Annotated in this window: 29 protein-coding genes; 4 read left to right on the top strand and 25 right to left on the bottom strand. The window is 60.0% G+C overall.

Annotated features, from left to right (window positions below; translation table 11 throughout):
* Window positions 1-4 precede the first annotated feature (4 nt).
* Window positions 5-1,318 (top strand): glutamate/aspartate:proton symporter GltP, encoded by a 1,314-nt coding sequence (gene gltP / locus D5067_RS21265; RefSeq protein WP_119937851.1) that lies wholly within the window; start codon window positions 5-7, stop codon window positions 1,316-1,318.
* 80 nt (window positions 1,319-1,398) lie between these two features.
* On the opposite strand, the gene D5067_RS21260 is transcribed toward gltP, so the two are convergent.
* From D5067_RS21260 to fdhF, 3 genes are all read right to left on the bottom strand, one after another.
* Window positions 1,399-2,073: a tetratricopeptide repeat protein gene (locus D5067_RS21260; RefSeq protein WP_119937850.1), complete on the bottom strand. Its 675-nt coding sequence runs from the start codon at window positions 2,071-2,073 to the stop codon at window positions 1,399-1,401.
* Between the two features lie 121 nt (window positions 2,074-2,194).
* Window positions 2,195-2,347: a Hok/Gef family protein gene (locus D5067_RS21255; RefSeq protein ID WP_042719158.1), complete on the bottom strand. Its 153-nt coding sequence runs from the start codon at window positions 2,345-2,347 to the stop codon at window positions 2,195-2,197.
* A gap of 322 nt (window positions 2,348-2,669) precedes the next feature.
* Window positions 2,670-4,817 (bottom strand): formate dehydrogenase subunit alpha, encoded by a 2,148-nt coding sequence (gene fdhF, locus D5067_RS21250; protein ID WP_119937849.1) that lies wholly within the window; start codon window positions 4,815-4,817, stop codon window positions 2,670-2,672.
* Between the two features lie 256 nt (window positions 4,818-5,073).
* Here fdhF and D5067_RS21245 point away from each other — a divergent pair, with 256 nt between their 5' ends.
* Window positions 5,074-5,805, top strand: a complete 732-nt coding sequence (locus tag D5067_RS21245) for a response regulator (protein WP_119937848.1) — start codon at window positions 5,074-5,076, stop codon at window positions 5,803-5,805.
* Here D5067_RS21245 and D5067_RS21240 read toward each other — a convergent pair.
* From D5067_RS21240 to D5067_RS21215, 6 genes are all read right to left on the bottom strand, one after another.
* On the bottom strand, window positions 5,802-6,806 hold the full coding sequence (locus tag D5067_RS21240) for a carbohydrate kinase family protein (RefSeq protein ID WP_119937951.1): 1,005 nt from the start codon (window positions 6,804-6,806) through the stop codon (window positions 5,802-5,804). The genes D5067_RS21245 and D5067_RS21240 overlap by 4 nt on opposite strands.
* The gene (locus tag D5067_RS21235) at window positions 6,806-7,666 is read right to left on the bottom strand and encodes a ketose 1,6-bisphosphate aldolase (RefSeq protein ID WP_119937847.1); all 861 of its coding nucleotides are present in this window, start codon (window positions 7,664-7,666) and stop codon (window positions 6,806-6,808) included. The genes D5067_RS21240 and D5067_RS21235 overlap by 1 nt, the downstream gene beginning before the upstream one ends.
* Window positions 7,667-7,676: 10 nt before the next feature.
* A complete protein-coding gene (locus D5067_RS21230) occupies window positions 7,677-8,363 on the bottom strand; it encodes a D-lyxose/D-mannose isomerase (protein WP_119937846.1) in 687 nt (228 codons plus the stop codon).
* 89 nt (window positions 8,364-8,452) lie between these two features.
* Window positions 8,453-9,394, bottom strand: coding sequence for an ABC transporter substrate-binding protein (locus D5067_RS21225; protein WP_119937845.1), 942 nt, complete (start codon window positions 9,392-9,394; stop codon window positions 8,453-8,455).
* Window positions 9,395-9,426: 32 nt separating this feature from the next.
* Complete coding sequence (locus D5067_RS21220; protein ID WP_119937844.1) at window positions 9,427-10,422, bottom strand: ABC transporter permease subunit; 996 nt, start codon at window positions 10,420-10,422, stop codon at window positions 9,427-9,429.
* Window positions 10,419-11,939, bottom strand: a complete 1,521-nt coding sequence (locus D5067_RS21215) for a sugar ABC transporter ATP-binding protein (protein WP_119937843.1) — start codon at window positions 11,937-11,939, stop codon at window positions 10,419-10,421. The genes D5067_RS21220 and D5067_RS21215 overlap by 4 nt, the downstream gene beginning before the upstream one ends.
* Before the next feature lie 181 nt (window positions 11,940-12,120).
* Between D5067_RS21215 and D5067_RS21210 the strand changes: the two genes are divergently transcribed.
* A complete protein-coding gene (locus D5067_RS21210; RefSeq protein ID WP_119937842.1) occupies window positions 12,121-14,400 on the top strand; it encodes a hybrid sensor histidine kinase/response regulator in 2,280 nt (759 codons plus the stop codon).
* Window positions 14,401-14,469: 69 nt separating this feature from the next.
* Complete coding sequence (gene yjdP, locus D5067_RS21205) at window positions 14,470-14,793, top strand: DDRRRQL repeat protein YjdP (protein ID WP_119937841.1); 324 nt, start codon at window positions 14,470-14,472, stop codon at window positions 14,791-14,793.
* Window positions 14,794-14,894: 101 nt separating this feature from the next.
* Here the strand turns inward: yjdP and phnP are convergent, their stop codons facing one another.
* The 16 genes from phnP to D5067_RS21125 form a co-directional block, all read right to left on the bottom strand.
* Window positions 14,895-15,653: a phosphonate metabolism protein PhnP gene (gene phnP / locus D5067_RS21200; protein ID WP_119937840.1), complete on the bottom strand. Its 759-nt coding sequence runs from the start codon at window positions 15,651-15,653 to the stop codon at window positions 14,895-14,897.
* A gap of 9 nt (window positions 15,654-15,662) precedes the next feature.
* The gene (gene phnO, locus D5067_RS21195) at window positions 15,663-16,097 is read right to left on the bottom strand and encodes an aminoalkylphosphonate N-acetyltransferase (protein ID WP_119937839.1); all 435 of its coding nucleotides are present in this window, start codon (window positions 16,095-16,097) and stop codon (window positions 15,663-15,665) included.
* Window positions 16,090-16,638 carry a ribose 1,5-bisphosphokinase gene (gene phnN / locus D5067_RS21190; protein ID WP_119937838.1) on the bottom strand — a complete coding sequence of 183 codons (549 nt, stop codon included), beginning with the start codon at window positions 16,636-16,638 and terminating at the stop codon, window positions 16,090-16,092. The genes phnO and phnN overlap by 8 nt, the downstream gene beginning before the upstream one ends.
* Window positions 16,638-17,774, bottom strand: coding sequence for an alpha-D-ribose 1-methylphosphonate 5-triphosphate diphosphatase (phnM, locus tag D5067_RS21185; RefSeq protein WP_119937837.1), 1,137 nt, complete (start codon window positions 17,772-17,774; stop codon window positions 16,638-16,640). The genes phnN and phnM overlap by 1 nt, the downstream gene beginning before the upstream one ends.
* Entirely contained in the window at window positions 17,771-18,451 is a 681-nt protein-coding gene (phnL, locus tag D5067_RS21180; protein WP_119937836.1) for a phosphonate C-P lyase system protein PhnL, read from the bottom strand. The genes phnM and phnL overlap by 4 nt, the downstream gene beginning before the upstream one ends.
* 87 nt (window positions 18,452-18,538) lie before the next feature.
* Window positions 18,539-19,294 carry a phosphonate C-P lyase system protein PhnK gene (phnK, locus tag D5067_RS21175; protein WP_119937835.1) on the bottom strand — a complete coding sequence of 252 codons (756 nt, stop codon included), beginning with the start codon at window positions 19,292-19,294 and terminating at the stop codon, window positions 18,539-18,541.
* The gene (gene phnJ, locus D5067_RS21170) at window positions 19,291-20,136 is read right to left on the bottom strand and encodes an alpha-D-ribose 1-methylphosphonate 5-phosphate C-P-lyase PhnJ (protein ID WP_119937834.1); all 846 of its coding nucleotides are present in this window, start codon (window positions 20,134-20,136) and stop codon (window positions 19,291-19,293) included. Before phnJ ends, phnK begins: the two co-directional genes overlap by 4 nt.
* Window positions 20,129-21,193 (bottom strand): carbon-phosphorus lyase complex subunit, encoded by a 1,065-nt coding sequence (locus D5067_RS21165; RefSeq protein WP_119937833.1) that lies wholly within the window; start codon window positions 21,191-21,193, stop codon window positions 20,129-20,131. The genes phnJ and D5067_RS21165 overlap by 8 nt, the downstream gene beginning before the upstream one ends.
* The gene (phnH, locus tag D5067_RS21160) at window positions 21,193-21,777 is read right to left on the bottom strand and encodes a phosphonate C-P lyase system protein PhnH (RefSeq protein WP_108418068.1); all 585 of its coding nucleotides are present in this window, start codon (window positions 21,775-21,777) and stop codon (window positions 21,193-21,195) included. The genes D5067_RS21165 and phnH overlap by 1 nt, the downstream gene beginning before the upstream one ends.
* Window positions 21,774-22,226 (bottom strand): phosphonate C-P lyase system protein PhnG, encoded by a 453-nt coding sequence (gene phnG, locus D5067_RS21155; RefSeq protein WP_119937832.1) that lies wholly within the window; start codon window positions 22,224-22,226, stop codon window positions 21,774-21,776. Before phnG ends, phnH begins: the two co-directional genes overlap by 4 nt.
* A complete protein-coding gene (gene phnF, locus D5067_RS21150) occupies window positions 22,227-22,952 on the bottom strand; it encodes a phosphonate metabolism transcriptional regulator PhnF (protein ID WP_119937831.1) in 726 nt (241 codons plus the stop codon).
* A gap of 20 nt (window positions 22,953-22,972) precedes the next feature.
* A complete protein-coding gene (gene phnE / locus D5067_RS21145) occupies window positions 22,973-23,752 on the bottom strand; it encodes a phosphonate ABC transporter, permease protein PhnE (RefSeq protein WP_017694698.1) in 780 nt (259 codons plus the stop codon).
* A 117-nt stretch (window positions 23,753-23,869) separates the two neighbouring features.
* Window positions 23,870-24,886, bottom strand: a complete 1,017-nt coding sequence (gene phnD / locus D5067_RS21140) for a phosphonate ABC transporter substrate-binding protein (protein WP_119937830.1) — start codon at window positions 24,884-24,886, stop codon at window positions 23,870-23,872.
* 24 nt (window positions 24,887-24,910) lie between these two features.
* Complete coding sequence (gene phnC / locus D5067_RS21135) at window positions 24,911-25,699, bottom strand: phosphonate ABC transporter ATP-binding protein (RefSeq protein ID WP_119937829.1); 789 nt, start codon at window positions 25,697-25,699, stop codon at window positions 24,911-24,913.
* A gap of 173 nt (window positions 25,700-25,872) precedes the next feature.
* Entirely contained in the window at window positions 25,873-26,316 is a 444-nt protein-coding gene (gene yjdN, locus D5067_RS21130) for a VOC family metalloprotein YjdN (protein ID WP_119937828.1), read from the bottom strand.
* Between the two features lie 120 nt (window positions 26,317-26,436).
* Window positions 26,437-26,772: a zinc ribbon domain-containing protein YjdM gene (locus tag D5067_RS21125; RefSeq protein WP_119937827.1), complete on the bottom strand. Its 336-nt coding sequence runs from the start codon at window positions 26,770-26,772 to the stop codon at window positions 26,437-26,439.
* Between the last annotated feature and the right edge of the window lie 182 nt (window positions 26,773-26,954).

Here is a 26,954-nt window from a genome sequence, read left to right as displayed (position 1 = left end):
TTCTATGAAAAACGTTAAAGTCAGCCTCGCCTGGCAAATCTTAATTGCCCTTGTACTGGGTATCTTGCTGGGCAGTTACCTCCACTATCATAGCGACAGCCGCGAATGGCTGATTGCGAACATGCTCTCTCCGGCAGGCGATATTTTTATTCATCTGATCAAGATGATTGTGGTGCCGATTGTTATCTCAACGCTGGTGGTTGGCATTGCGGGCGTCGGTGATGCGAAGCAGTTAGGTCGTATCGGGGCGAAGACCATCATCTATTTCGAAGTGATCACTACAATTGCCATCATTCTCGGTATCACCCTGGCGAACGTCTTCCAGCCAGGCTCCGGGATTGATATGTCGCAGCTGGCGACGGTGGATATTTCGAAATACCAAAGCACAACCGCCGACGTGCAGAGCCATGCGCATGGCCTGATGGGAACTATCCTGTCGCTGGTGCCAACCAACATTGTGGCGTCCATGGCAAAAGGCGAGATGCTGCCAATCATCTTCTTCTCGGTGCTGTTTGGTCTGGGGCTCTCTTCCCTGCCGGCGACGCACCGTGAACCGCTGGTGACCGTGTTCCGCTCTATCTCTGAAACCATGTTCAAAGTGACCCACATGGTAATGCGCTATGCGCCGGTCGGTGTATTCGCGCTGATCGCGGTGACCGTCGCCAACTTCGGCTTTGCCTCCCTGTGGCCGCTGGCGAAGCTGGTGATTCTGGTGCACTTTGCGATCCTGTTCTTCGCGCTGGTGGTGCTGGGCATTGTGGCGCGCCTGTGCGGGCTGAGCATCTGGATCCTGATCCGCATCCTGAAGGATGAGCTGATTCTGGCGTACTCCACGGCAAGCTCTGAAAGCGTGCTGCCGCGCATCATTGAAAAGATGGAAGCCTACGGCGCGCCGGCGTCGATAACCAGTTTTGTGGTGCCAACCGGATACTCCTTTAACCTCGACGGCTCGACCCTGTATCAGAGTATTGCGGCGATCTTTATTGCGCAGCTGTACGGGATTGACCTGTCGCTGTGGCAGGAAATCGTGCTGGTGCTGACCCTGATGGTGACCTCGAAAGGCATCGCGGGCGTGCCGGGCGTCTCCTTCGTGGTGCTGCTGGCGACGCTGGGCAGCGTCGGTATCCCGCTGGAAGGCCTGGCGTTTATCGCCGGTGTCGACCGTATCCTCGACATGGCGCGTACGGCGCTGAACGTGGTGGGGAATGCCCTGGCGGTGCTGGTTATCGCCAAGTGGGAACACAAATTCGACCGCAAAAAAGCGCTGGCGTATGAACGCGAGGTGCTGGGGCGCTTTGATAAGACGGCCGACCAGTAACATCCTAAGCCCGGTGGCGCTGCGCTTACCGGGCCTACGGGTTTTGTAGGCCGGGTAAGGCGAAGCCGCCACCCGGCACTTTATTCCCCGCTCAACGCATCAAACTCTTCACACCCCGTATCAAACCCTTCGGTGCAGCTCAGGTTCAACCAGTACAGCGCTTTCTGTTTATTCGGTGTGATAAAGCCTTTCTCACCCTGCTGGAACAGCATACCCGCCCAGTATTCCGCGTAGCCCGTACGCGACAGTGACGAGCTGCGTTTGAACCACGCCGCTGCCTGCGCATCGTCCTGAACGACCTCAACGCCGTTGGCATAAATCAGCCCCAGCAGCATCTGCGCGTCAACTGCGGAGTCGTTATCGATATCCTCCGTGGCCGTTTGCAGCAGTTTAATGGCCTGCGGATAGTCGGTCTTGCCGGCCTGCGCATTCACCAGCACGCGTGCCAGCATGATCGCACCACGTTTGCTGCCGGCTATCGTTGCCTGCTGCGCCAGTGCCTTAGCCTGTACATAATCTCCCTGCGTAAAGAAGATTTGCGAGAGCAACCCCATGGCGTCGACATCGCCACCCTTTGCCGCTTTCTCTGCCCAAAGCGCAGCCTGCTTGCTGTCGCCGGAGCTAAAGTACGTATCGGCAAGGTAATACTGCGCGCGCGCATCGCCGCTTTCCGCCTGTTCCTTATACTGGCTGCCAATCTCATCGGCACGGGCAAGAGCGGTAAAAAGTAACAACAGCAGAAAAATGTGTTTCATGGATTCTTATCATCTGGGTACATGTCGCGCAGTATAATCGCGGTGACCGAAGAAAAAAATGGGTGCATTAAGACCTCAGCATCCTACAAGCCGGGCGGAACCGTCGTTCCGCCCGTAGAGGTTAGCCTGCGTTACAGGCTAATTTCGCCGCCACCTCCTGATGTTCACTCTTTATTGAAAACTCGCAGAGCCTGCCGCGAGTAATAAAGGTAAAGATCACTATCGTCAGGCAAATAATAAAGACGATGCCTAACGCAGTTTTTAATGGCGTCATGCCTTTTACTCCTTGTATAAAAAAGAATAAGAGGCTACTCTCAACCTGTTGGGAGTTGAGGGAGTAGCCTCGGGTAAATGCAAATTTCCCGGGGCTTTCCACTTTCTGTCCCTCAACAATGCTCAAGACAGAAAGTCTTAAGCACCCGCCGCACATCTTATCCCTCTGAATTAAAATGCAAAGATGTAATTCTTTTTTGCCATAATTACATTATTTCTGCGAGCCGCTTTCCAAAATAATAATTGATATTATTGATAGGTTGAGCAGAAATAAAAAGGGAGTGAATATTTCACTCCCTTTATTCAGCGATCAATTAATGGCTTTAACCCATTGCGCTTTCGCGCAGCCGGGCTTTCAGCTTGCTATATTCATCGATCACATACTGTTCCGCTGCGTGTTGATCCGCAATCGGCTCCACGCGTACGGCGCAGTATTTATACTCCGGCGTTTTGGTTATCGGGCTGAGGTTCTCCGTCACCAGCTCGTTGCAGGCGCCAATCCACCACTGGTAGGTCATATAGACCGCCCCTTTGTTCGGACGATCGCTGACCTGCGCGCGGGTGATGATGCGGCCCTTACGCGAGTTGACCCACACCAGCGCTTCATCCTCAATGCCGAGTCGCTCGGCGTCGGCGGTGTTGATCTGCGCATAGCCCGGCTCGTCCGCCAGCGCCGCCAGCGCGGCGCAGTTGCCGGTCATCGAGCGACAGGAGTAGTGGCCTACTTCACGCACGGTGGAAAGCACCATCGGATACTCGTCGGTGAGCTTATCGATCGGCGCGACCCAGTCGCAGGTGAAGAACTGCGCCAGCCCGTTCGGGGTGTCGAACTTCTCTTTGAAGAGGTACGACGTCCCCTGGTCGGCTTCGGACTCATCGCGACACGGCCACTGGATGTACCCCAGCTCACCCATTTTTTCATAGGTTGCCCCATAAAAGTCCGGACACAGATTGCGCAACTCGTCCCAGATCTCCTGGGTGTTGTTGTAGTGCATCGGATAGCCCATGCGGGTCGCGATTTCACTGATAATCTGCCAGTCGGTTTTCAGATCCCACTTCGGCTCGACCGCTTTAAAGAAGCGCTGGAAGCCGCGGTCTGCCGCCGTGTAGACGCCTTCATGCTCGCCCCAGGACGTTGACGGTAAAATCACATCCGCCGCCGCCGCGGTTTTGGTCATAAAGATATCCTGGACAATCACCAGCTCCAGATCCTCAAAGCCTTTACGCACCGCGGACAGCTCGGCGTCGGTCTGGAGCGGATCTTCACCCATGATGTAGGCCGCACGCACTTCACCGTGCGCCGCGCGGTGCGGCAGCTCGCTGATGCGATACCCGGTATGTTCCGGCAGGCTCTCCACGCCCCAGGCCTTCGCGAATTTCTCGCGATTTTCCGGGAACTTCACGTACTGATAGCCCGGATAGGTATCCGGCAGCGCGCCCATGTCGCACGCGCCCTGCACGTTATTCTGACCGCGTACCGGGTTCACGCCGACGTGCGCCTTGCCCAGATTGCCCGTCAGCATCGCGAGGCTGGTCAGGGAACGTACGGTTTCCACGCCCTGGTAGAACTGGGTGACGCCCATGCCCCACAGAATGGCCGCGGTTTTCGCCGCGGCGTACATGCGCGCCGCCTGGCGGATCTCCTGCGCGCTCACGCCAGTGATCGCTTCAACCGACTCAGGCGTATAGCCCTCGACAATTTTCTTATACTCTTCAAACCCTTCCGTACGGGTGGCGACAAACGCCTGGTCGTACAGGTTCTCCTCAATGATGACGTGCCCCATTGCATTCAACAGCGCGATGTTCGAGCCGTTTTTCAATGCAATGTGCATATCCGCAATGCGCGCGGTTTCAATTTTGCGCGGATCGCAGACGATAATTTTCGCACCGTTGCGTTTCGCGTTAATCACGTGATTGGCAACGATCGGGTGTGAATCCGCCGGGTTATAGCCAAAGATGAACACCAGATCGGTGTTATCTATCTCGTTAATCGCATTACTCATTGCGCCGTTACCGACCGACTGGTGCAGACCTGCAACCGATGGGCCGTGTCAGACGCGAGCGCAGCAGTCGACGTTATTGGTACCAATAACGGCGCGCGCGAATTTTTGCATTACATAGTTAGTTTCGTTACCCGTCCCGCGTGAGGAGCCGGTGGTCTGAATCGCATCTGGGCCGTACTTGGCCTTGATGGCGCCCAGGCGCGTCGCGACGTAATCGAGCGCCTCGCTCCAGGAGACGGCTTCCAGCTTGCCACCGCGCTCGCGGCGGATCATAGGGCTTTTCAGGCGCGGGGTGAGGATCTGGGTATCGTTAATAAAATCCCAGCCGTAGTAACCCTTCAGGCACAGCGTGCCCTGGTTGGTTTTCCCCTGCGCGGCCTCCGCACGGACGATTTTGCCGTTATCGACCACCAGGTGGATCTTGCAACCTGAGGCACAATAAGGGCAAACCGTGACGACTTTTTTCATCAGTCTGCTCCAGTTAATAAACGCTTACGCACCCATAATGCAGCTTCTATGCCATGTTTTTAATGTGGGTATATCCAGACTTTACGGCCGATTTGTCGTCAAAACCCTGACGAAAAGCAGGCAATCGTCAGAATTGACGTGTCGAAAGGGCAGCGGATGTGACATGGGTTGAAATTCCGTCACGTAAAAAACAATTAGTCTGGAGCGGGCGGCAGAATGGTTCAGACTTAACATAATCCCCTGACGGAAGCATACGATGAAACCGGCGATTCTGGTGGTTGATGACGATACGGCAGTGTGCGAGCTGCTGCAGGACGTGCTCAACGAGCACGTCTTTACCGTGCTCGTCTGCCATAACGGCCAGGACGCGCTGAGCCTGGTGCACCAGGAGCCGACCATCGCGCTGGTTCTGCTGGACATGATGCTGCCCGATATCAACGGTCTGCAGGTCTTGCTCCAGCTGCAAAAGCAGCGCCCCGAGCTGCCTGTGGTGATGCTTACAGGCCTGGGAAGTGAATCGGACGTCGTGGTTGGGCTAGAGATGGGGGCCGACGATTACATCGGTAAGCCGTTCAACCCGCGCGTGGTGGTGGCCCGCGTGAAAGCGGTGCTGCGGCGTACTGGAGTGCTGGCGGCAGAAACGATGCCGCCGCGGGTGGCGGGCATTGCCTTCAACGGCTGGACGCTCGACACCACCCGCTGCGAGCTGAGCGATCCGCAGCGAAATATCGTGCCTTTAACGCAGGGCGAGTATGGATTGCTGCTGGCGCTGACGCAAAATGCCCGCCGGGTGCTGAGCCGCGAGCAGCTGCTTGAGCTGACCCACAGCGAAAGTGCTGAAGTTTTTGACCGCACCATCGACGTGCTGATCATGCGGCTGCGGCGGAAAATCGAGGCCAACCCGCATCAGCCCGTGCTGATTAAAACCATTCGCGGTCTGGGCTACGTCTTTGCCACCGATGTGTCTCATAGCGAGAAGGCGGCCTAAGTATTCTCTTTGATAAACAGCTGCAGTTCGGCCAGCGTCTTTGCGCCGTCGATGGCATTGGCGGCCAGCAGGCTTGCCCGCGCGCAGGCGTGTGCCAGAGAGACGCTTTCCGTAAGCGACAGCGACTCATGGCAGCCGTACAAAAAACCCGCGCAAAACGCATCACCCGCGCCAACGCTGCCGATAATCTCCTCCTGCGCCAGCATCCATGACGGGATCCAGCGTCCTTGCTCACCCGGCGCTTCCCCCCATGCCCCTTCAGGACAGTGGATCACCACCCGCTGGCGAACGCCTGCTGCCAGCAGCTGCGAGGCGGCTTCAGCAAGATGGGCAACGTTCAGCGTATCATTGCCATCGCGTATCGCCAGCCCGCTAAATTCACCCGCTTCCAGCTCGTTTATCACCAGGTAATCGAGATGGCGCAGGGCAGGGAGCACCAGCGGCTGATAGCGCGGGTCGCCCTTGCGGGACACCAGGTCGAGAGAGGTTTCATACCCCTGGTCGCGCATCTGTGCCAGCAGCCGCGCGCTGCGGGTGCCGAACTCGTCATCGGGCATATCCAGGCTGTCGAGCAGCAGCAGGTAGCCGAGATGGAAGATCTTCATCGATCCGTCTAAGCGATCGAAGGCGGGAAGATCCAGCAGGCGGTTGGCGCCCGGCGAGTGAAAGAAGGTGCGCTGGCCGCTCGGATCGGTCATCACCTGCGACATGGAGGTCGGTGCAAAGGTGGTGCGCTGTACGCGCTGGCGGTTGACGTGGTACTGGTCGAGCATCGCCAGAATGTAATCCCCGTCGCCATCTTCGCCAATCAGCCCCACCGCCTGCAGCGGCAGGCCAACGTGCATTTTCGCCAGCGTCAGCAGGACGTTGAGCGGCGCCCCGCCGGTTGAGCGTTCGCTGTGGGTGATTTCCGCCAGCCAGCCGCGCTCCGGCCACTGCACGATCTGGTGGACGTGATCCACCAGCATGTTGCCTGCGGCGATGATGCCTTTGCGTTCCATCATGCCCGCCCCGCGCTGCCGAAGATGCGCATCTGTTCGGCGACCGTATCGGTTATCGCCTCTTCTATCCCCAGCAGCAGCTCGGCAAATTCATCGTACAGCGGCTGGCGGTTCGCCATGCGCTGCTCGACGGCGGCGAGCGCGGCCTGCGACATGCCGGTATAAAAATTGATTTTATGAATGCCCAGCCCGATAGCGCGGCGAAAGTCGGCATCGCTAATTCCCGAGCCGCCGTGTAAAACCAGCGGCAGCCCCGTCTGCTGGCGGATGGCGTCCAGGCGCGGAAAATCAAGCTTCGGCTCGCCCTTGTATTTGCCGTGCGCGTTGCCAATAGCGACCGCCAGCGCGTCGATGCCGGTTGAGTCGACAAATTCGCGCGCCAGCTGCGGGTCGGTAAAGAAGGCTTCGTCGGCATGGCCGTACAGCGCGCCGCCTTCATCCCCGCCGACCGCGCCCAGCTCCGCCTCCACCGACACGCCGACTGCGTGGCACATTTTCACCACCTCTCGCGTCTGGCGGATATTTTCTTCATAGCTCAGCGTCGAGCCGTCGAACATCACCGAGCTGAAGCCTAAGCGCAGGGCCCGCACCACCGCCTCGAAATGCAGACCGTGGTCGAGGTTAAGCACCACGGGAATGTCGTGGCGGGCGGCTTCGAACTTTACCGCTTCGACAAGCGAATCCAGCGACACGTACTTAAAATGCACTTCCGCGATGTTGATGATAAACGGCGAGCGTTCCTGCTTCGCGGCGGCAAACAGGGCGCGCAAAAAGTGGGAGTCGAGCACGTTAAACGCGCCCAGCGCGTAGCGATGTTGCCTGGCGTGTTCAAGACCGTCGGCAAGAGAAATCAATGGCATCATTCACTCCTTATATCCGAAACAGGGTGTACTCGTTGCACAGCACCAGCACTGCCGGTTCGTCTTCTTCGATGTTGTTATAGCGGGCAACGGGCTGCAAAAAGTGGTTATCGTGCTCGTCGTCGTTTACCGATGACACTTCCCCCACCAGCACGTCGCCAAAGCCGCGCTCGCCCCAAAAGCTGTGGTACAGGCCCGGAGTCAGGCAGATGCTTTCCCCGGGCAGCAGGCGCAGCTGGCTGCCGGGCGCGTGGGTCTGACGGCAGCCGTCGACGGTGACCGTCACGTCGGTGTTCTCCGTCTCTTCATGCGCGCCCGCATTCCATAACTCAATAATCAGGTTCCCGCCGCCCCGGTTGATGATGTCTTCCCGCTTGCGCCAGTGAAAATGCATCGGCGTCACCTGGCCGTCGCGCACGTGCATGATTTTTTCGGCATAGCCTTTTTCATACGGCACGCCGTTGGGCGAGCCGTTGCGCAGGGTAAACAGCGTCAGGCCCTCAGCGGCAAAGCTGTTGCCGCCAAACGCCGTCACGTCCCAGCCGAGCCTGAGGTCGAACACCTCCTGCCAGGCGGCCTGGTCAAGCTGCTGCCATTTTGTGGGCGGAAAGCTGGCAAACGGGGGGAGATGCACGTCGTGCATAGAGAAGAACTGCCGCGTGTGGCCGAGGATTTCGTTGATGTCGGAGCGTTTCATGGTGACTCCTTGAATTTTATGCCACCCCCTCACCCCGGCCCTCTCCCACAGGGAGAGGGTTAGGGTGAGGGCATCGGGCAGCACAATCGTTACTTAACCGTCCACCCCTTATAGGTCCCGACGTTCTTTTTATCGATCATCGTCACCGGGATCAGCACGGGCGCTTTTGGCGCAGGTTTGCCCTGCAGAATGTCATAGCCAATTTCCACCGCTTTTGCCGCCATCACCTGCGGATCCTGCGCCGGGGTCGCGACAAACAGGGAGTTTTCGCGCTTCAACGCCTCTTCACCGTCCGGCGAGCCGTCCACGCCGACGATGAAGAACTCGTTGCGCTGCGCCTGTTTCGCCGCCAGATCGGCCCCGATCGCCGTTGGATCGTTAATCGCAAATACGCCGTCGATCTTCGGATTAGCGGCCAGCAGGGAGGTCATGACCTCCAGCCCGCCTTCACGGCTGCCTTTGGCGTTCTGGTTATCCGAGAGCACCTTGATATCCGGGTGGCGCTTAAACTCGGTCTGGCAGCCTTCCACGCGGTTTTGCACCGCGGAAACCGGCGGCCCGTTGATGATCACCACGTTGCCTTTACCCTTCAGGCGGTCGGTAATGTATTTACAGGCCATTTCACCCGCCTGGGTGTTATCGGAGGTGATTGTCGCATCGGCCCCTTCCGCCGCCACGTCAACCGCCACGACCACGATCCCCGCCTCTTTCGCACGCTTCACCGCCGGGCCGATCCCTTTGGAATCCGCGGCGTTAAGGATGATCATGTCCACCTTCGCGGCGATGAAGTTATCGATCTGCGCCACCTGCTGGCCCAGATCGTACCCGCTTGAGACCAGCGTCACCTTGACGTTGTCCCCCGCCAGCTTGCGCGCTTCCAGCTCGGCGCCTTTGGTGATCTGCACGAAGAACGGGTTAGCCAGGTCGCCCACCGTCACGCCGATGGACTTCAGATCTTTTGCCTGCGCAAACGGGGTTGCGGCCAGCAGCGCGCCAGCACAGAGCGCGGTCACTAAGGGTTTCAAACGCATAGGATTTTCCTCGAATCTGTAGGGTGTTGTTGTTATGCACTTTGATGGTGTCGGGTACGGTATTTGTCGATCAGCACCGCTATGATGATCACCGCCCCTTTGATCACCAGCTGCCAGAAGTAGGAGACGCCCATCAGCGTCATGCCGTTGTTGAGGGTGGCGATGATCAGCGCGCCGACCAGCGTGCCGGTGATCGTGCCGATCCCGCCGACAAAGCTGGTACCGCCGAGGATCACCGCCGCAATCGCATCCAGCTCGTAACCCATGCCCAGGTTGCCGTTGGCGCTGTAGAGGCGCGAGGCGCTCATGACGCCGCCTAAGCCCGAGAGCAGGCCGCTCATACCGTACACGAACAGCAGCACCAGCCAGACCTTGATGCCCGTTAAGCGCGCCGCCTGCATATTGCCGCCGACCGCGTAAATGTGTACGCCAAGCGTAGTGCGGCGCAGGATGAACCAGCAGATAGCAATGACCGCCAGGGCAATCACCACCAGCCACGGAATGGGGCCAAGGTAGTTATTGCCGATCCACTCAAAGCTGATGTTCGAGTTGATCACCGTCGTACCGTCCGCCAGCAGGTAGGCCGCGCCGCGCAGGGCCGTATAGGTGCCAAGCGTGACGATAAACGGCGGCAGCCCGGCAAAGGCCACCAGCGCGCCGTTGAACAGCCCCAGCACCATGCCGAGCATCAGCGCCGCCGGAATGGAGAGCATGGCGAACTCCGGGATAAGCGACACCACCATCGCCGCCACCGCCGTGGTGCCCAGTATTGAGCCGACGGAGAGGTCAATCCCGCCGGTTAAGATGATGAAGGTCATCCCCGCCGCCAGCACGATGTTGATCGACGCCTGACGGGTAATATTGAGCAGGTTACTTTCGGTAAAGAAGTTAGGCGCGATAAAGCCAAAAACCGCCACAATCAGGATTAATATCGGCAAAATGCCGACCGTTTGCATCAGATCGCTCATCAGCATTCGTTTGGCTGAGGCGGATTTCGCCACCTGCTGCGGATGGGTTGGAGTTGTCATGATTGCACCGCCTGATGATGAGTGTCGTTCACGCCGGTTGCCAGCGTCATAATGTTTTCCTGGGAGATGTCGCCCCCGTGCAGTTCACCCGCGATGCTGCCCTCGCGCATCACGTACACCCGGTCGCTCATGCCCACCACTTCCGGCAGCTCGCTGGAGATCATCAGAATCGCCACCCCCTTGCGCGCCATCTGGTTCATGATGCGGTAGATCTCGCTTTTCGCGCCGACGTCCACGCCGCGCGTGGGTTCGTCCAGAATCAGAATGCGCGGGCCGATGGCCACCCAGCGGGAGATCAGCAGCTTTTGCTGGTTGCCGCCGGAAAGCCCGCCCGCGCGTACCTGAGAATGCGGCACGCGAATGTTGAGCAGGGCGATTGCGTCATCGGAAATCGACTGGGCTTTTTTGCGGTTTAGCATGCCGAAGGTGGCGTCGCGCTCCAGCGTCGCCATGGTGATGTTCTCCTGCGCCGCCAGCTCCAGAAACAGGCCCTGCTCCTTGCGGTTTTCGGTGAGAAAACCGATGCCGTTTTCGATGGCCGCGCGCGGGGAGTGGACCACCACCGGCTCGCCGTCCACCTCAATCATGCCGCCGGTGGCTTTACGCACGCCGAAGATCAGCTGCGCCAGCTCGGAGCGTCCGGCACCGACCAGACCTGCCAGACCCACAATTTCACCGGAACGCACCTGCAGGCTGCAGGGCAGCACTTTTTTGCCGTCGGTGAGGTGGTGGACGTTGAGGCGCGGGCTGCCGAGCGGAATGTCGCGCTCTTTGTTAAATAGATCGCTTAACGGACGGCCGACCATCATGCGCACCAGCTCTGATGCATTCAGCTTGTCGCGCGTCAGGCTGCCCACGTACTGCCCGTCGCGCAGGACGCTGACGCGGTCAGAGAGCTCATACACTTCCGCCATGCGGTGGCTGATATAGATGATCGCCATACCTTCATCGCGCAGGCGCAGAATCAGCTCAAACAGGCGGTGGGTTTCACGTGAGGAGAGGGCGGCGGTGGGTTCATCCATCACCAGGATGCGGCTGTTGCGGTGCAGCGCGCGGGCAATTTCTACCTGCTGCTGCTCGGCGATGGTCAGCTTCATCACCAGGTCGGTGGATTTGAAGTGGGCGCCCAGACGGTCGATAACGGCCTGCGCCTGGGCGGCCATCTCTTTACGCTGGACCAGCCCGCCCCGCGACAGCTCGCTGCCGAGAAAGATATTTTCGGCAACGGTCAGGTTGGGCGCGAGCTGCATCTCCTGATAAATCAGGGTAATGCCTGCGGCCAGCGCATCTTTTGGTCCTTTAATGTGAAAGGGCTTACCGTCGATCAGGATCTCGCCGCTGGTAGCGGTATAGGCCCCCGCGAGGATCTTCATCAGGGTGCTTTTTCCCGCGCCGTTCTCACCCATCAGGGCGTGGATCTCACCGGGGAAGACCGTCAAATCCACACCCTTGAGCGCGTGGAAATTGCCAAACGTCTTGGCAATGTTGCGCATCTCTAAAACCGGGGTTCTGCTCATGGCGGATCTCCTGTGAACGTCGATATCTGCACTTCATCACAGGTGCGTAAATGCAAAATGTCAGAAGCTGTTCATATTTGTCATAGTTATGAATAGCTAATCGCCGTCACATTTCTCTTTTCCCTCTCCCTGTGGGAGAGGGCCAGGGTGAGGGCACCAAACCGCAGAGGAGCCTAACCCCATGCCATCACGCCCCCCGTTCTTCGCCAGCGCCCGAGGCCGCCTGCTGATTTTCAATCTGCTGGTAGTCGCCGTTACGCTGATGGTGAGCGGCGTGGCGGTGCTCGGCTTTCGTCACGCCAGTCAAATCCAGGAGCAGGTGCAGCAGCAAACGCTGGATGACATGACCGGCAGCATGAACCTCGCGCGCGATACCGCCAACGTGGCGACGGCGGCGGTACGGCTTTCTCAGGTGGTGGGCGCGCTAGAATATAAAGGCGAAGCCGAGCGGTTGAAGCAGATGCAAACGACGCTGCGCCACTCGCTGGAACAGCTTGCGGATGCGCCGCTGGCCCAGCAGGAGCCGGCGCTGGTGGCGCGTATTATTCGCAGGAGCAATGAATTACAGCAGAGCGTGACGGGTATGCTTGAGCGCGGGCAGCGACGCCATCTGGAGCGTAATGCCCTGCTCAGCTCGCTATATCAAAGCCAGAGCTACCTGCGGCATCTGCAGGACATTAACCGCCGCTACGGCAGCAACGTGCCGGATGCCCAACAGCTTACGGAAATGGACCGGCTGATTATCGCTGCCATAGAAACCCCTTCGCCGCGCGCGACGGTACATCAGTTGGACGCCGTCACGACGACGTTGCCCCGCAGCGCAGCGCAGCCCGTCGTGAACGCGGTCCTGCCCGATTTCAACGATGAGCTGCATAAGCTCGCCCCCCTGTCGAAGCAGCTGGAAGAGAGCGATCTGGCGATCAGCTGGTATATGTTCCACATCAAGGCGCTGGTGGCGATCCTCAACAGCGACATCAATCAGTACGTAGAACAGGTGGCGAACGCCTCCACGCTTCGTACCGTTCAGAGCCACCAGGAGCTGCGCTCGATCAGCGTGTTCATCAGCATTTTCGCCGTGCTGGCGCTGATCATCACCGGGTGCGCCTGCTGGTATATCTACCGCAACCTGGGCTCCAACCTGACGGCTATCTCCAGGGCGATGTCGCGCCTTGCTCACGGCGAACAGGACGTCTCGGTGCCCGCGCTGCAGCGGCGGGACGAGCTGGGCGAGCTGGCGCGCGCGTTTAACGTGTTTGCCCGCAACACCGCCTCGCTTGAGCACACCACGCGCCTGCTGAAAGAAAAAACCTCGCAGATGGAGATCGACCGCGTCGAGCGTCAGGGGCTGGAGGAAGCGCTGCTGCACAGCCAGAAGATGAAGGCGGTCGGACAGCTGACCGGCGGGCTGGCGCATGATTTTAACAACCTGCTGGCGGTGATCATCGGCAGCCTGGAGCTCACCGACCCCGAATCACAAGACGCGCCGCGCATTAGCCGGGCGCTGAAGGCGGCCGAGCGTGGAGCCTTACTGACGCAGCGCCTGCTGGCGTTTTCCCGCAAGCAATCCCTGACGCCGCATGCGGTAGAGATGCTGCCGCTGCTGGAGAACCTCCGGGAACTGATGCGCCACTCCCTGCCAGCCACCCTGACCCTGGAGATTGAAGCGCAATCGCCGGCGTGGCCCGCGTGGATAGACGTCAGCCAGCTGGAAAACGCCATCATCAACCTGGTGATGAACGCGCGTGATGCGATGGAAGGGCAAAGCGGGGTGATAAAAATTCGCACCTGGAACCAGCGCGTGACCCGCAGCGACGGGCGCAGGCAGGATATGGTGGCGCTGGAGGTCATTGACCGCGGCAGCGGCATGTCGCAGGAGGTGAAATCCCGGGTCTTTGAACCCTTCTTCACCACCAAGCAGACCGGGAGCGGCAGCGGGCTGGGCCTGTCCATGGTCTACGGCTTTGTGCGCCAGTCCGGCGGGCGCGTGGAGATTGAAAGCGCGCCGGGGCAGGGAACGACCGTCCGGCTTCATCTTCCGCGCTCGACGCTGCCCGCCGTGGCTGATGATGAAGCGCTGGCAGCTACGGCATCCGCCGACGGCGAGCGGCTGGTTCTGGTGCTGGAAGATGAGGCCGACGTTCGCCAGACCCTGTGCGAGCAGCTGCACCAGCTTGGCTACCTGACGCTTGAGGCGGACAGCGGCGAACAGGCGCTGAGAATGCTGGCGGCGTCGCCGGATATCGGCATGTTTATCAGCGACCTGATGTTGCCGGGCAGCCTGAGCGGCGCTGAGGTGATAAACCAGGTGCGCAGCCACTATCCGCAGCTTCCGGTGCTGCTGATCAGCGGCCAGGATCTGCGCCCCGCGCATAACCCCCAACTGCCCGACGTTCAGCTATTGCGTAAGCCGTTTACACGTGTGCAGCTGGCGCAGGCGCTGCGGAAGGTCATGGTAATTTGAGATTCCTCCGCTACCCCGGCTCTCCGCCGTTCATTATCGTAAGGCCAGTTAACCTGCGAGTCTGGCCTTATGAAACGTTACTCAACTGCTCTGTTATTTGGTCTGCTGTCACTCACCAGCCAGCTGGCTCATGCCGATATTGTTGATGATGCTATTGGCAACATTCAGCAGGCGATAAACGATGCCTACAACCCCAGCAGCAGCCGAAACAGTGATGACGACGATCGCTATGACCGCAGTCGTCAAACCGACAGCCGGCAGTACGACGACCGCCGTCGGCAGCTTGAGGACAGACGCCAGCGTTTAGATGAACGCCAGCGCCAGTTGGATGACGACAGGCGTCGGTTAGAAGAAGATGAACGCAGATTAGAAGACGATTACGATCGAGGCTAAGTGCGGCCTGTTGCCCTCACCCCAACCCTCTCCCACGGGAGAGGGAGAAAACCTAATCCCGAATGTAGGCCGGGTAAGGCGCAGCCGCCACCCGGCAAAACTCAGTCGAGTACCAAAACCATCCCGTCATACCCCGCCTCAATCCCCTCCGGCAGCGGGTTATTCATCATCCACACGTCAAACTGATGGCTGACGTGCGTCAGGATAACCTGCGGGCAGCCAATGACATCGTTCAGCGCAATCACGGTATTTAGGTCGCAATGGTTTCGCGGCGTCTCGTCGCGCGGTTCATGGCTGCAGTCGATGATTATCGCCTGCGGCTGGTTGTTGAGCAGGAACTTCACCGTTTTTTCCGGCAGCCCGGCGGTATCGGAGAGCCACGCCACGCGGCTATGGGCGGACTCCAGCAGATAGCCAAACGTCAGCCTTGAGTGGTTGAGCGGCAGGGGCGTGACCCGCAGGCCCTGAAGCTCAAACATCACAAACGGCTCGACCGTGTGGCTGAAATCCAGGAGCCCCGGATGTTTAAACAGGTCGTCGCATCCTGCTTCATCCGGGGGACCGTAGACCGGGATCGTCGCGCCCACGCCCCAGCGCAGGGGGAAGAGCCCCTGAACGTGATCCATATGGTAGTGCGTGAGCAAAAACTGCTGAAAGCTGCCCGCGGGCCAGTCGTCCATCAGGTGCGGAATGCCCGCGTCCAGCAGCGTCACCGCATCGTTGAATTTGACTACCGCGCTGCAGGGACGGCGGCGATAGTTATCCTGCAGGCGCGCCCGGCGGCACGCCGCGCAGTCGCAGCCAAATACCGGCACAAGCTGTGCACCACCCGTCCCCGTCAACGTGATTGTCAGACTCATAACGCACCTCTACAGCGGTTTGGTGAATCGGAAATGGCTCTGCGTATATCCTTCGCGAATATAAAAACGGTGCGCATCGGTGCGCTTCACGCTGGTGGAAAGTTCGGTCAGTTCTGCGCCTGCCTGTCGCGCAACGTCCTCAGCCCAGGCCAGCAGCTGGCTGCCTACTTTTAACCCGCGCGCCTCCGGCATCACCACCAGCTCCTGAATCTCGCCGATCCAGCGCGCGTGATGAAGGTGAAACTGCATGTGCAGGCCGATCATGCCGATGACCTTCCCGTCCAGCTCGGCCAGCTGATAGCGCATGTTATGGTCCTGCAGATTGGCAAGGTAGCCGGCGTGAAAGGCCTGATGGTCAAACTCGGCCTGCTTCAACTCGCAGATCAGGGCATAAACGCTCTGCGCGTCGTCGGCAGTGGCGGGGCGAAGCGGGCAGTCAGGCATGCTGTTTCTCCTTCTGACGGATCAGCGATAAAAAGGTTTCGACTGACTGTAGCAAACTTCCGTCGTTATTGAGGACGTGGCAGCCCGACGGAGTGTAGCGCGCCGCACGTTCCAGGCGCTGGTCTATCTCTTTTGCGCTTTCGCGGCCACGATTTTGCAGGCGGTTACGCAAGATCTCCGGCGAAACCTCTAAACAGACCGGCAGCAGCGCCGCCTCATAGCGGGCTTTCGCCTGCGGCAGATGCGCGCGCGAGCCGTTAACCAGCACGTCAAAACCCGCGTGCAGCCAGAGGTCTATTTCGATGCCCACGCCATAGTAAAGGCCGTTGGCGTGCCAGCTCAGCGCCAGCAGGTTTTGCCCTGCGCGGGTAAAAAACTCCTGCTCGCTCAGGGCGATATGATTTTCACTTCCGGCGTTGGCCGCGCGCGTGATGTACCTGTGCGCGACCAACAGTCGCGCGTGTTCCCGCTGCCGCAGCGCCGAGAGCAGGCTGTCCTTTCCTGAACCCGACGGCCCCATTAACCAGATTAATTTTCCCATTAAAACACCCGTTTACCCTGACGCCAGACGTGGTCGATGTGAACGTGCTCGCCCTTGCGGTGGGCCAGCACCAGATCCGCCCGCTTACCTTCGGCAATCTCTCCGCGATCGCCAAGATTAAGCGCCGTGGCGGGGTTTTTCGTCACCAGGCGAATTGCCTGCGGCAGCGTGAAGCTGTTGCCCTCGTCGTCCGCTACCCGGAACGCCGCGTCCAGCAGGCTGGCGGGGTAGTAGTCGGAAGAGAGGATATCCAGCAGGCCAAGGGAGGCGAGCCTGCTTGCCGCGACGTTGCCGGAGTGCGAGCCGCCGCGCACGATGTTTGGCGCGCCCATCAGCACGTTCATGCCGTGCCTGCGTGAGGCTTCCGCGGCTTCGAACGTGGTGGGAAATTCGGCGATCGCGATGCCAAGCTGGTACGATTCGAGCACGTGGTCGTGCGTAGCGTCGTCATGACTGGCCAGCGCGATGTTACGGTCACGGCACATGGCGGCAATCGAGAGGCGGTTCGGCTGCGACCACCGTGCCGCAAGCTGAAGCTGCTCCTCTTCGTAGCGCGCCATCTCGGCGTCGTTGAGCGAGTATTTGCCCTGATAGTATTCGCGATACTTTTCAATGTTGGCGAACTGGCGCTGCCCGGGTGAGTGGTCCATCAGGGAGACCAGCGAGACCGGCTCGCGCCCGACCAGCTTTTCAAACAGCGGCAGGGTCGTGTGGTGCGGCAGCTCGCAGCGCAGGTGCAGACGGTGCTCGGCGCGGTTGAGGCCGCGTTTTTGCGTCTCCTCCACGGCGTTGATCATTTTCTCAAGATTCTCCAGGCGATCGCCGCCGTCGCGCACGTCGCCAATGGCCACCGCGTCTAGCACGGTGGTGATGCCGCTGGCGACCATCAGCGCGTCGTGGCTGCTCATGGCCGAATGGGCGGGCCAGTCCACCTTCGGTCGCGGGGTGAAGAACTTGTCCAGATTATCGGTATGCAGCTCAATCAGCCCCGGCAGCAGCCAGCCGCCTTCACCGTCCATCGCCTCCGGTGCGCGGCTCTGAGTTTCGGCAAAGGCGCGAATAACGCCTTCATGGACTTCAACCGATCCATCAACGACTTCGTTTTCCAGCACCAGCCTGACGTTATTGATAATCATGCGTTTGTCCCCATCGGATGCAGTCTGTCTGCGACGCGGCTGCGTACGGTTTCGTCGTGGAAGATCCCGACGATCGCCGCCCCGCGCGCTTTGGCCTGTTCGATCAGCTCTACCACGGCCGCGCTGTTTTTATCGTCGAGCGAGGCGGTGGGTTCATCCAGAAGTAAAATCGGGTAGTCGACGATAAAGCCGCGGGCGATATTGACGCGCTGCTGCTCGCCGCCGGAAAAAGTCGACGGGGCAAGGTGCCACAGGCGCTCCGGCACGTTGAGGCGCGTCAGCAGGCTGGCGGCTTTGGCAGCGCAGGTTTCACGCGGCACGCCGAGATCCATCAGGGGCTGCATCACCACGTCCAGGGCGGAGATCCGCGGGATCACCCGCAGAAACTGGCTGACCCAGCCGATCGTCGTGCGGCGCACTTCCAGCACCTTACGCGCGGGGGCCTGTACCAAATCGACCCACTCATCGTTGTGGCGAATGCGGATGCGGCCTTCGTCCGGGAGGTAGTTGGCGTACAGGGAGCGCAGCAGGGTGGATTTTCCGCTGCCGGAATGGCCGTGCAGCACCACGCATTCGCCGCTGCTGACCTCTAACGAGGCGTTTTGCAGCACCGGCAGGCGCACGCCGTTTTGCTGGTGGAGCACAAAGGTCTTACTTACGTTTTGTACGTGGATCATGTTGGCCTCGTGGCGTTTTCTTGCCGGGTGGCGGCTTCGCCTACCCGGCCTACAAGGTACTGCGTCCGTTTTGCCGGGGTGGCACCCTCAATTCTGCAATACGGACGACACCAGCAGCTGGGTATACGGATGGTGCGGATCGTCGAGTACCCGGTCGGTTAGCCCACTTTCCACCACCTGACCCTGCTTCATCACCAGCAGACGGTCCGCCAGCAGGCGCGCAACGCCCAGATCGTGGGTGACAATCACCACAGCAAGGTTCAGCTCCACCACCAGGCCGCGCAGCAGGTCGAGCAGGCGCGCCTGCACGGAGACGTCCAGCCCGCCGGTGGGTTCATCCATAAACACCAGCTTCGGGTGGGTGACCAGGTTGCGCGCAATCTGCAGACGCTGCTGCATCCCACCGGAGAAGGTCGTTGGCAGGTCGTCGATGCGCGAGGCGGGGATTTCGACCTCTTCAAGCCAGTGCTGGGCGGTGGCGCGGATGTTGCCGTAATGGCGCGCGCCGGTGGCCATCAGGCGTTCGCCGATGTTGCCTCCCGCAGAGACCTGACGGCGCAGGCCGTCCATCGGGTGCTGATGCACCACGCCCCACTCGGTGCGCAGCAGGCGGCGGCGCTCGGCTTCACTCATGCCGTAAAGGGATTGGCCCTCATACAGAATGTTGCCGTTCTGCGGCGTCAGGCGCGCGGAGATGGACTTCAGCAGCGTCGTTTTGCCGGAGCCGGACTCGCCGACGATCCCCAGCACTTCCCCTGGCCACAGCTCGAACGACACGTCGCTGAAGCCTTTGCCCGGCGCATACAGGTGGGTCAGGTTGTTAACCGAAAGCAGCGGTTTCATTGGCTGTTCGCCTCGCTCTGTTGGCGGCAGTAATCGGTGTCGGAGCAGACAAACATCCGTTTGCCCGTGTCGTCCAGCACCACTTCATCCAGATAGCTGTGCTTCGAGCCGCATATGGCGCACGGCTCGTCCCACTCCTGCACCGTAAACGGGTGATCGTCGAAATCGAGACTTTCGACACGCGTGTAAGGCGGGACGGCGTAGATGCGTTTTTCGCGCCCGGCGCCGAACAGCTGCAGGGCGGGCATCATGTCCATTTTCGGGTTGTCGAACTTCGGGATCGGCGACGGGTCCATCACGTAGCGCCCGTTGACCTTCACCGGGTAGGCGTAGGTGGTAGCGATATGCCCGAAGCGGGCGATATCCTCATACAGCTTCACCTGCATGACGCCGTACTCCTCCAGCGCGTGCATGGTGCGGGTTTCCGTTTCGCGCGGTTCGATAAAGCGCAGCGGCTCCGGGATGGGCACCTGGAAAATCAAAATCTGATCTTCAGCCAGCGGGGTTTCCGGGATGCGGTGACGGGTCTGGATCAGCGTCGCATCTTCGGTTTTTTCGGTGGTGTTGACGCCCGTCACGCGCTTAAAGAAGCTGCGGATCGACACGGCGTTGGTGGTGTCGTCGGCGCCCTGGTCGATGACCTTCAGCACGTCCGCTTCGCCGATAACGCTGGCGGTAAGCTGAATACCGCCGGTACCCCAGCCGTAGGGCATCGGCATTTCGCGCCCGCCGAACGGCACCTGATAGCCCGGTATGGCTACCGCTTTCAGTATCGCGCGGCGGATCATGCGTTTGGTTTGCTCGTCCAGATAGGCAAAGTTGTAGCCGCTTAAGTTAGCCATTGGCGCGCTCCCGTTGCAGGCGTTTCAGCAGTTCCAGTTCGGCCTGGAAATCGACGTAGTGCGGCAGCTTGAGGTGCGAGACGAAGCCTGCGGCCTCAACGTTATCCGCGTGGGCCAGCACGAACTCTTCGTCCTGCGCCGGGCCTGCAACGTGCTCGCCGTAGTCCGGCGCCTGGAGCGCACGGTCGACCAGCGCCATCGCCATGGCCTTGCGCTCGCCGAGGCCAAACACCAGCCCGTAGCCGCGGGTGAAATGCGGATCTTCATTTTCGGGCGCGACAAAACCGTTGACCATTTCGCATTCGGTCATTAGCAGTTCGCCGACGTTTACGGCAAAACCCAGCTCTTCCGGCACGATTTCGACGTCGATGCAGCCGCTGCGAATTTCGGCTGCAAACGGGTGGTTGCGCCCGTAGCCGCGCTGGGTGGAGTAGGCCAGCGCCAGCAGATAGCCTTCGTCGCCGCGCATCAGCTGCTGCAGGCGGGACGAGCGCGAGCACGGGTAAACCGGCGGCGTGCGGGTGATGTCATCCGGCTGCGCGTCTGAATCTTCCTCCGCCTTCGCCAGACCCTGCTTTTCCAGCAGGCTGAAGACGTGCGGAGACGGTTCTTGTTCGGCGTCGGAGGTGCTCAGCTGCGGCGCTTCGCCGTTCGCCAGCAGGGTGAAGTCCAGCAGGCGATGGGTGTAGTCGTAGGTAGGGCCTAGCAGCTGGCCGCCGGGAATGTCTTTATAAACGGCAGAAATGCGGCGCTCAAGGCGCATCTGTGCCGTATTCACCGGCTCGCTGACCGCCAGTTTGGCAAGCGTGGTGCGGTAGGCGCGCAGCAGGAAGATGGCTTCCACGCTATCGCCGCTGGCCTGCTTCAGCGCCAGCGCCGCCAGCTCGCGGTCGGCGATGCCGCCTTCGGTCATCACGCGGTCAACGGCGAGGTTTAGCTGCTGCTCAATCTGGGCGACGCTCAGCTCGGGAAGCCGTTCATCGCCCCGTCGTCTGTGCGCCTGCAGCGCATGGGCGGCGGCGATCGCCTTTTCGCCCCCTTTGACGGCAACGTACATCAGCACACCTCCACGTGGGTGGTCCGCGGGATCGCCAGCAGGCGCTCGCCGCAGGTCAGGATCAGGTCAATGCCCAGCGGGAAAGGGTGCGGGCGTTCGGTCAGCTCGTGAATGATGCACTCCGGCAGCTGCGGCGCGACCATGCGTTCTTCGGCGATGCCCGCGCCCGTCAGGCGCAGCATGCGGCCACCGCTCAGGCTGGAGACCTGCAGGATCAGCGTGGCGCTGGTCTCCGGGGCGACGGCGCTGCCTTCGCTCAGGGCGTTAAGCTGCTCGTGGCTGATTTGCTCATCGGCCACGGCAAAGATTGCCTGCTGGGGCTGATCGACCAGCGGGGCGCCGGTGTGAAAACGCAGGTTCTGGCTGGCGATATCGTTCGACAGCGCGCCCGAAAGCCACACCGGGGTGTCGTTATCGGCAAGGGTCAGCAGCACGCTGGTGGTCGCCAGGTTCAGCGGCAGCCAGCCCTGGGAGAGCTGGTGCAGCGAGACAATCACGCCCGGCTCGCTCATGGCCTTCAGCAGGCGACGAAAACTGTGTTGGGCATCCTGTACGGCCAGGGTGAAAGCAGGTTGAAGCGTCATGCGTTGTCTCCGCGAACGAGCGTAAAGAAGTCGACCCGGCTGGTGTTCACTTCGGCCTGACGCGCGGCAATGCGCGCGGCGCGGTCGGCTTCCAGCGGGGCAATAAGGGTTTCCATTAACGTCTGAAAATGCGGCTGTTCCTGCAAAAGCGCGTCGATCACCGCGCAGCGCTCGGCGTGGGCTTTGTCGCGGCCCAGCACGTAGCTGTAGCCCAGCGTGCCGCTGTTCAGGCGGATCGCGGCGCGGGTAAGGGTGGCGTCTCCGGCGAAGAAGCGCTCGCCGGTGCCGCCCATCCGCGCCTGGATCTGCACCAGGCCAATCTCCGGCGCGCGGATGGCGTCGTAGTCCGGCGTCAGGCCGAGCGCGTTCATGCGGCTGTGCAGCGCGGCGGGCTGGCTGTGGGCCAGCACGCGCATCCAGCGCTGTCGGGTGGAGGTGTCGAAGTGCATTCAGTGCTCCATGGTGAATTCGATCATGTCGGCGCGGGTCAGGCTGACGGAGTATTCCGTCGCGTTGATCTCACCGTCACGGTGGTTGAGGGTGCGCACGCAGAGCAGCGGGGCCATATTGGGGATTTCCAGCACCTTGCTCTCTTTCGCCTGCGCGCGGCGGGCGCTGATGCGCGTCTGGGTGCGCCTGAGGACGACGCCCGTGGCATCCTGAAGAAAATCGTGCAGAGAACCGCTGGCGAAATGCTGCAGCACCGGCCAGAGGGCGAGGTCCGCGAAGTAGTGGTCGATCTGGCACACCGCCACGCCGTTCACCCGGCGCAGGGTGCGCAGATGAACCACGCTGTCGCCCTCCTGAATCCCCAGCGCGTCCGCCACGTGGCCGGAGGCCGGGCGCAATACCGAGAGCAGCTTTTCGCTGGTCGGGTGGCTGCCCTGATCCAGCAGGTTCTGGCTAAAGCGCGCCTGGGCGTTTAGCGGGTAGTCGAAGGGGCGCATCAGCACCAGCACGCCGATGCCCTGACGGCGCTGGACCCAGCCGCGCTCGACCAGCTGGTCAATGGCGCGGCGCAGGGTGTGTCGGTTCACCTCGTAGCGGTCGGCAAGCTGCTGCTCGGCGGGAAGATAGTCTCCGCAGCGGTAGCGCGTGCGCAGCTCCACTTCGAGCTTTGCCGCAATCTCCTGCCAGCGGGTGGGATAACTGGTCGGATGTCTGGATAAGTGCATGGAAATCAAAGCCTCGCTTCTCAGATGAAGTGCTTACGCAAACGTTGAGAGAGGAAGTCCAGCAGGCTGACGGTGACGATGATGAGCACCATCAGTGCGCAGGTTTGCTGGAACTGGAAGCCGCGAATGGCTTCCCACAGGGTGACGCCAATCCCGCCTGCGCCCACCATGCCGACCACGGTCGCGGAGCGGACGTTGGACTCAAAGCGGTACAGGGAGTAGGAGATCAGCAGCGGCATCACCTGCGGCAGGACGCCGTAAAGGATCTCTTCGATTTTGTTGGCGCCCGTCGCGCGGATGCCTTCCACCGGGCCGGGCTCGATGGCTTCGACCGCTTCAGAGAGCAGCTTGGAAAGCACGCCGGTGGTGTGGATAAACAGCGCCATCACGCCCGCAAACGGGCCCAGGCCAACGGCGACCACGAACAGCATGGCGAACACCATTTCGTTGATGGCGCGGCAGGCGTCCATCAGGCGACGCATCGGCTGGTAAACCCACCACGGCACGATGTTCTCGGCGCTCATCAGGCCAAACGGAATGGAGAGAACGACGGCAAGGGCGGTGCCCCAGACGGCGATTTGCAGGGTGATCGCCATTTCGCCGAGGTAGTCCTGCCACTGGCTGAAGTCCGGCGGGAAGAAGTCGGCGGCGAAGGTTGCCATGTTGCCGGAATCTTTGAAGAGCAGCAGCGGATCCATCTCCGCGCCCTTCCAGGAGATAACCAGCACCGCCAACAGGACGGCCCAGCTGATGAGCGAGAACCAGCTGCGCTTCGGCGGCGGGAGGGTGATGGTTTGCATGTTGACTCCTTTAGGTTTAGTCCCCTCTCCCTTGAGGGAGAGGGTTAGGGTGAGGGGGAAATGTGCGCGCTGATGCCCTCACCCCGGCCCTCTCCCACAGGGAGAGGGAGAAAAGCATTACTGCACCGCTTTATTCACGCTGGTCATTGCGCTCAGGGCGGCGGTCAGGCGGTCGAGGTCGTCCAGCTGCGTCTGAATTTCCGACACTTTGCTGGTCTTCTCCTCTTCCTTCAGGCCCTTGTTGTCCTTCACGCCCTGCATCTGCTTAAACAGCGCCAGCTGGCGAATCGGAACCAGCTGCAGATCGCTGGACGCGCGGAACGGTGCCCAGCCCAGACGTTCCAGAACCGCTTTCTCTTCCGGCGTTTTGCCGTAGCTCATGAAGAAGTCGTAAACCTTGTCCTTGGTGCTCTCGGAGAGGTTTTTACGCCACACGATCGGGTCGCCCGGGATCAGCGGCGATTTCCAGATAACCTTGATCTCTTTCAGCTTTTCCGGCGCGGAGGTCTTGAGCTTGTCGAGGTTTTCGGTGTTGTTGGTGGCAACGTCTACCTGCTTGTTGGCCACGGCCAGGGCGTTGGTCTCGTGGCTGGCGTTTACCGTGCGCTTGAAGTCGCTGGCGGAGGCGTTGTTTTTGGCGAAGACGTAATAGCCAGGGACGAGGAAGCCAGAGGTGGAGTTCGGGTCACCGTTGCCAAACGTCAGATCTTTGCGTTTGGCGAGCATGTCGTTGAGGTTGTTGATCGGGCTGTCTTTGTTGACGATCAGCACGCTCCAGTAGCCCGGGGAACCGTCTGCCGCAACGGTCTGGGCAAAGACCTGGCCGTTCGCGCGGTCTACCGCTTCCATCGCGGAGAGGTTGCCGTACCAGGCGATGTCCACTTTGTTAAAGCGCATCCCCTGGATAATGCCCGCGTAGTCCGGGGCGAAGAAGGCGTTCACTTTAATCCCCAGCCTGGTTTCCATATCTTTCAGGAACGGTTCCCACTGGGGCTTCAGGTTCTGCTGTGATTCCGTCGAAATGATGCCAAAGTTCAGCGCTTTTTCCTGTTCTTCCGCATGCGCCGGGCTTAACAGGGTGCTGAGGCTGAACATGCTGGTAAAGGCCAGCGCGGCAACGGCTTTGTAGCTCATGTACTTTCCTCGGATCGGGTTGAGTTAAGCAGCCTGCGCGCTCTCTTCGACGCGGTTAATGCTGCGGTAGAGATGGTCAAAACGGTCGCTGTCAAACTGGTGGCTTGCGCCATCAAAGAACACGTGCCCCTGACGCAGGGCGACGATGCGCTCGCAGTAGCGCAGGGCGTAATCCACCTGATGAAGCGTGACCACCACGGTGATGCCGTCGTTCTGGTTAATGTCGCGCAGGGTTTCCATCACGATGCGGGCCGATTCCGGGTCCAGCGAGGCGATGGGTTCATCGGCAAGAATGATTTTCGCTTTCTGCATCAGGGCGCGGGCGATGGCCACGCGCTGCTGTTGTCCACCGGACAGGGTGGAGACGCGCTGGTGGGCGAAATGCGCCATACCGACGCGCGTTAGCGCCTGCAGCGCTTCTTGTTTCTGAGAAGGGGAGAACCAGCGCAGGCAGGTGCGCCAGAAAGGAGTGCTGCCGAGCGCGCCAATCAGCACGTTCTCGAGTACCGTCAGGCGGTTTACCAGGTTGAACTGCTGGAAGATGTAGCCCGTCTGGGCGCGGCTTTTGCGGATATCGCTCGCCAGACGGCCCGCGCGCTGCACGGTATTACCGAGCAGTTCGACGTGGCTTTCCGGCGTTTTATCGCAGGTAATAAGGCCACTCAGATGGCGTAAAAGGGTAGATTTCCCTGAACCGGATGGCCCGAGCAGTGCCACCATGTCGCCCTGCTGGACGGTCAGATCAACGGCTTGCAGAGCCTTATTGTGATGGAAGGTCTTGCTCAGTTTCTCGACGCGGATGACGGTTTGCATGTGCTGGGCCTCACGATAAATGTGGCCTCATGCTGGCGTATCAATGTGACATTTGGGTTAAGTGCAGGTTGCGGGAGTTTGAAGAGTTGAGGGGAATTCGATGACAATCACCGTAGGCCCGGTCAGCGCAGCGTCACCGGGCGCTGTTGCCGGATGCGCTGCGCTTATTCGGCCTACGACGTTTGTTGCTGCTTAACGACGTTGATCATCCACGGCACGCCGTATTTGTCGGTGACTTTACCGAACCCGTGCGCCCAGAAGGTTTCCTGCCAGGCCATTTCGACGTTGCCGCCTGCTGCAAGGCTGTCGAACCAGCCTTTGCCTTCTGCCACGTCCTGGGTATCAAGAACCAGCGTGAACCCGGCGTACTGCGCGCTGCTGCCGGGCGGCAACCCGTCGCTCATCATGATGTCGCTGCCCGCAATGCGGACGTTGGAGTGGGCTATAGCGGAATCCGGAAACTGCATGCCGGACGGGCAGCCTTCTTCGCTGTGGTCGTCTTTGGGCATGTCGCCGAAGGTGATTTTATAGAGGAGTTCTGCGCCGACGGCGTTCTGGTAGAAGGCGGTGGCCTCCGCGCAGTTGCCGGCGAAAGAGATGTAGGGACTTAACGGCATAATCATTACCTCAGGTAAGAGAAGCCCGTTAAGTTTAGTTGTTGTAGGCCCGGTAAGCGAAGCGCCACCGGGCGCTTTTGCCGGATGCGCTGCGCTTATCCGGCCTACAAAAAAAGGAAATCAGTTCTTTTTCACGAACTCAGATTTCAGCTTCATTTGGCCGAAACCGTCAATTTTGCAATCGATATTATGATCGCCTTCCACCAGACGGATATTCTTCACTTTGGTGCCAATCTTCAGCATGGAAGAACTGCCTTTGACTTTCAGATCTTTAACAACGGTGACGCTGTCGCCGTCTGCCAGCAGATTACCGTTCGCATCTTTCACGACCAGCGTTTCACTGTCCTGCGAAGGTTCTGCATCATTCCATTCGTGAGCGCATTCCGGGCAAATGAACATGCCATTATCTTCATAGGTGTATTCAGAATTGCATTTCGGGCAGTGTGGGAGTTGCATGTCAGTATCCTCAAAAATGTTAACACGCTGGAAAGCGCCAGCTAAATGACGGCAGGGTGCCGAAAAAGGCGGCAAGTATAGCGCAAATCCACACTTTTGTCGGTGATATTGCGTAATAAAAAAAGTGCAAAAAAGGGTATGGTAATGACACTTCCTGTCAGTGAGTTAAGCGATGCTTGAAT

The organism is Enterobacter huaxiensis (assembly GCF_003594935.2).
Taxonomy (GTDB): Bacteria; Pseudomonadota; Gammaproteobacteria; order Enterobacterales; family Enterobacteriaceae; genus Enterobacter; species Enterobacter huaxiensis.
The sequence above is the reverse complement of the archived record's forward strand: the minus strand, read 5'-3'. Positions and strand labels throughout refer to the sequence as shown.

Bases quoted from the DNA above. Each gene is read 5' to 3' on its own strand.
- gltP (WP_119937851.1), top strand. From the start codon at position 5: ATGAAAAACGTTAAAGTCAGCCTCGCCTGGCAAATCTTAATTGCCCTT.
- D5067_RS21260 (WP_119937850.1), bottom strand. From the start codon at position 2,073: ATGAAACACATTTTTCTGCTGTTGTTACTTTTTACCGCTCTTGCCCGT.
- D5067_RS21255 (WP_042719158.1), bottom strand. From the start codon at position 2,347: ATGACGCCATTAAAAACTGCGTTAGGCATCGTCTTTATTATTTGCCTG.
- D5067_RS21245 (WP_119937848.1), top strand. From the start codon at position 5,074: ATGAAACCGGCGATTCTGGTGGTTGATGACGATACGGCAGTGTGCGAG.
- D5067_RS21240 (WP_119937951.1), bottom strand. From the start codon at position 6,806: ATGGAACGCAAAGGCATCATCGCCGCAGGCAACATGCTGGTGGATCAC.
- D5067_RS21235 (WP_119937847.1), bottom strand. From the start codon at position 7,666: ATGCCATTGATTTCTCTTGCCGACGGTCTTGAACACGCCAGGCAACAT.
- D5067_RS21230 (WP_119937846.1), bottom strand. From the start codon at position 8,363: ATGAAACGCTCCGACATCAACGAAATCCTCGGCCACACGCGGCAGTTC.
- D5067_RS21225 (WP_119937845.1), bottom strand. From the start codon at position 9,394: ATGCGTTTGAAACCCTTAGTGACCGCGCTCTGTGCTGGCGCGCTGCTG.
- D5067_RS21220 (WP_119937844.1), bottom strand. From the start codon at position 10,422: ATGACAACTCCAACCCATCCGCAGCAGGTGGCGAAATCCGCCTCAGCC.
- D5067_RS21215 (WP_119937843.1), bottom strand. From the start codon at position 11,939: ATGAGCAGAACCCCGGTTTTAGAGATGCGCAACATTGCCAAGACGTTT.
- D5067_RS21210 (WP_119937842.1), top strand. From the start codon at position 12,121: ATGCCATCACGCCCCCCGTTCTTCGCCAGCGCCCGAGGCCGCCTGCTG.
- yjdP (WP_119937841.1), top strand. From the start codon at position 14,470: ATGAAACGTTACTCAACTGCTCTGTTATTTGGTCTGCTGTCACTCACC.
- phnP (WP_119937840.1), bottom strand. From the start codon at position 15,653: ATGAGTCTGACAATCACGTTGACGGGGACGGGTGGTGCACAGCTTGTG.
- phnO (WP_119937839.1), bottom strand. From the start codon at position 16,097: ATGCCTGACTGCCCGCTTCGCCCCGCCACTGCCGACGACGCGCAGAGC.
- phnN (WP_119937838.1), bottom strand. From the start codon at position 16,638: ATGGGAAAATTAATCTGGTTAATGGGGCCGTCGGGTTCAGGAAAGGAC.
- phnM (WP_119937837.1), bottom strand. From the start codon at position 17,774: ATGATTATCAATAACGTCAGGCTGGTGCTGGAAAACGAAGTCGTTGAT.
- phnL (WP_119937836.1), bottom strand. From the start codon at position 18,451: ATGATCCACGTACAAAACGTAAGTAAGACCTTTGTGCTCCACCAGCAA.
- phnK (WP_119937835.1), bottom strand. From the start codon at position 19,294: ATGAAACCGCTGCTTTCGGTTAACAACCTGACCCACCTGTATGCGCCG.
- phnJ (WP_119937834.1), bottom strand. From the start codon at position 20,136: ATGGCTAACTTAAGCGGCTACAACTTTGCCTATCTGGACGAGCAAACC.
- D5067_RS21165 (WP_119937833.1), bottom strand. From the start codon at position 21,193: ATGTACGTTGCCGTCAAAGGGGGCGAAAAGGCGATCGCCGCCGCCCAT.
- phnH (WP_108418068.1), bottom strand. From the start codon at position 21,777: ATGACGCTTCAACCTGCTTTCACCCTGGCCGTACAGGATGCCCAACAC.
- phnG (WP_119937832.1), bottom strand. From the start codon at position 22,226: ATGCACTTCGACACCTCCACCCGACAGCGCTGGATGCGCGTGCTGGCC.
- phnF (WP_119937831.1), bottom strand. From the start codon at position 22,952: ATGCACTTATCCAGACATCCGACCAGTTATCCCACCCGCTGGCAGGAG.
- phnE (WP_017694698.1), bottom strand. From the start codon at position 23,752: ATGCAAACCATCACCCTCCCGCCGCCGAAGCGCAGCTGGTTCTCGCTC.
- phnD (WP_119937830.1), bottom strand. From the start codon at position 24,886: ATGAGCTACAAAGCCGTTGCCGCGCTGGCCTTTACCAGCATGTTCAGC.
- phnC (WP_119937829.1), bottom strand. From the start codon at position 25,699: ATGCAAACCGTCATCCGCGTCGAGAAACTGAGCAAGACCTTCCATCAC.
- yjdN (WP_119937828.1), bottom strand. From the start codon at position 26,316: ATGCCGTTAAGTCCCTACATCTCTTTCGCCGGCAACTGCGCGGAGGCC.
- D5067_RS21125 (WP_119937827.1), bottom strand. From the start codon at position 26,772: ATGCAACTCCCACACTGCCCGAAATGCAATTCTGAATACACCTATGAA.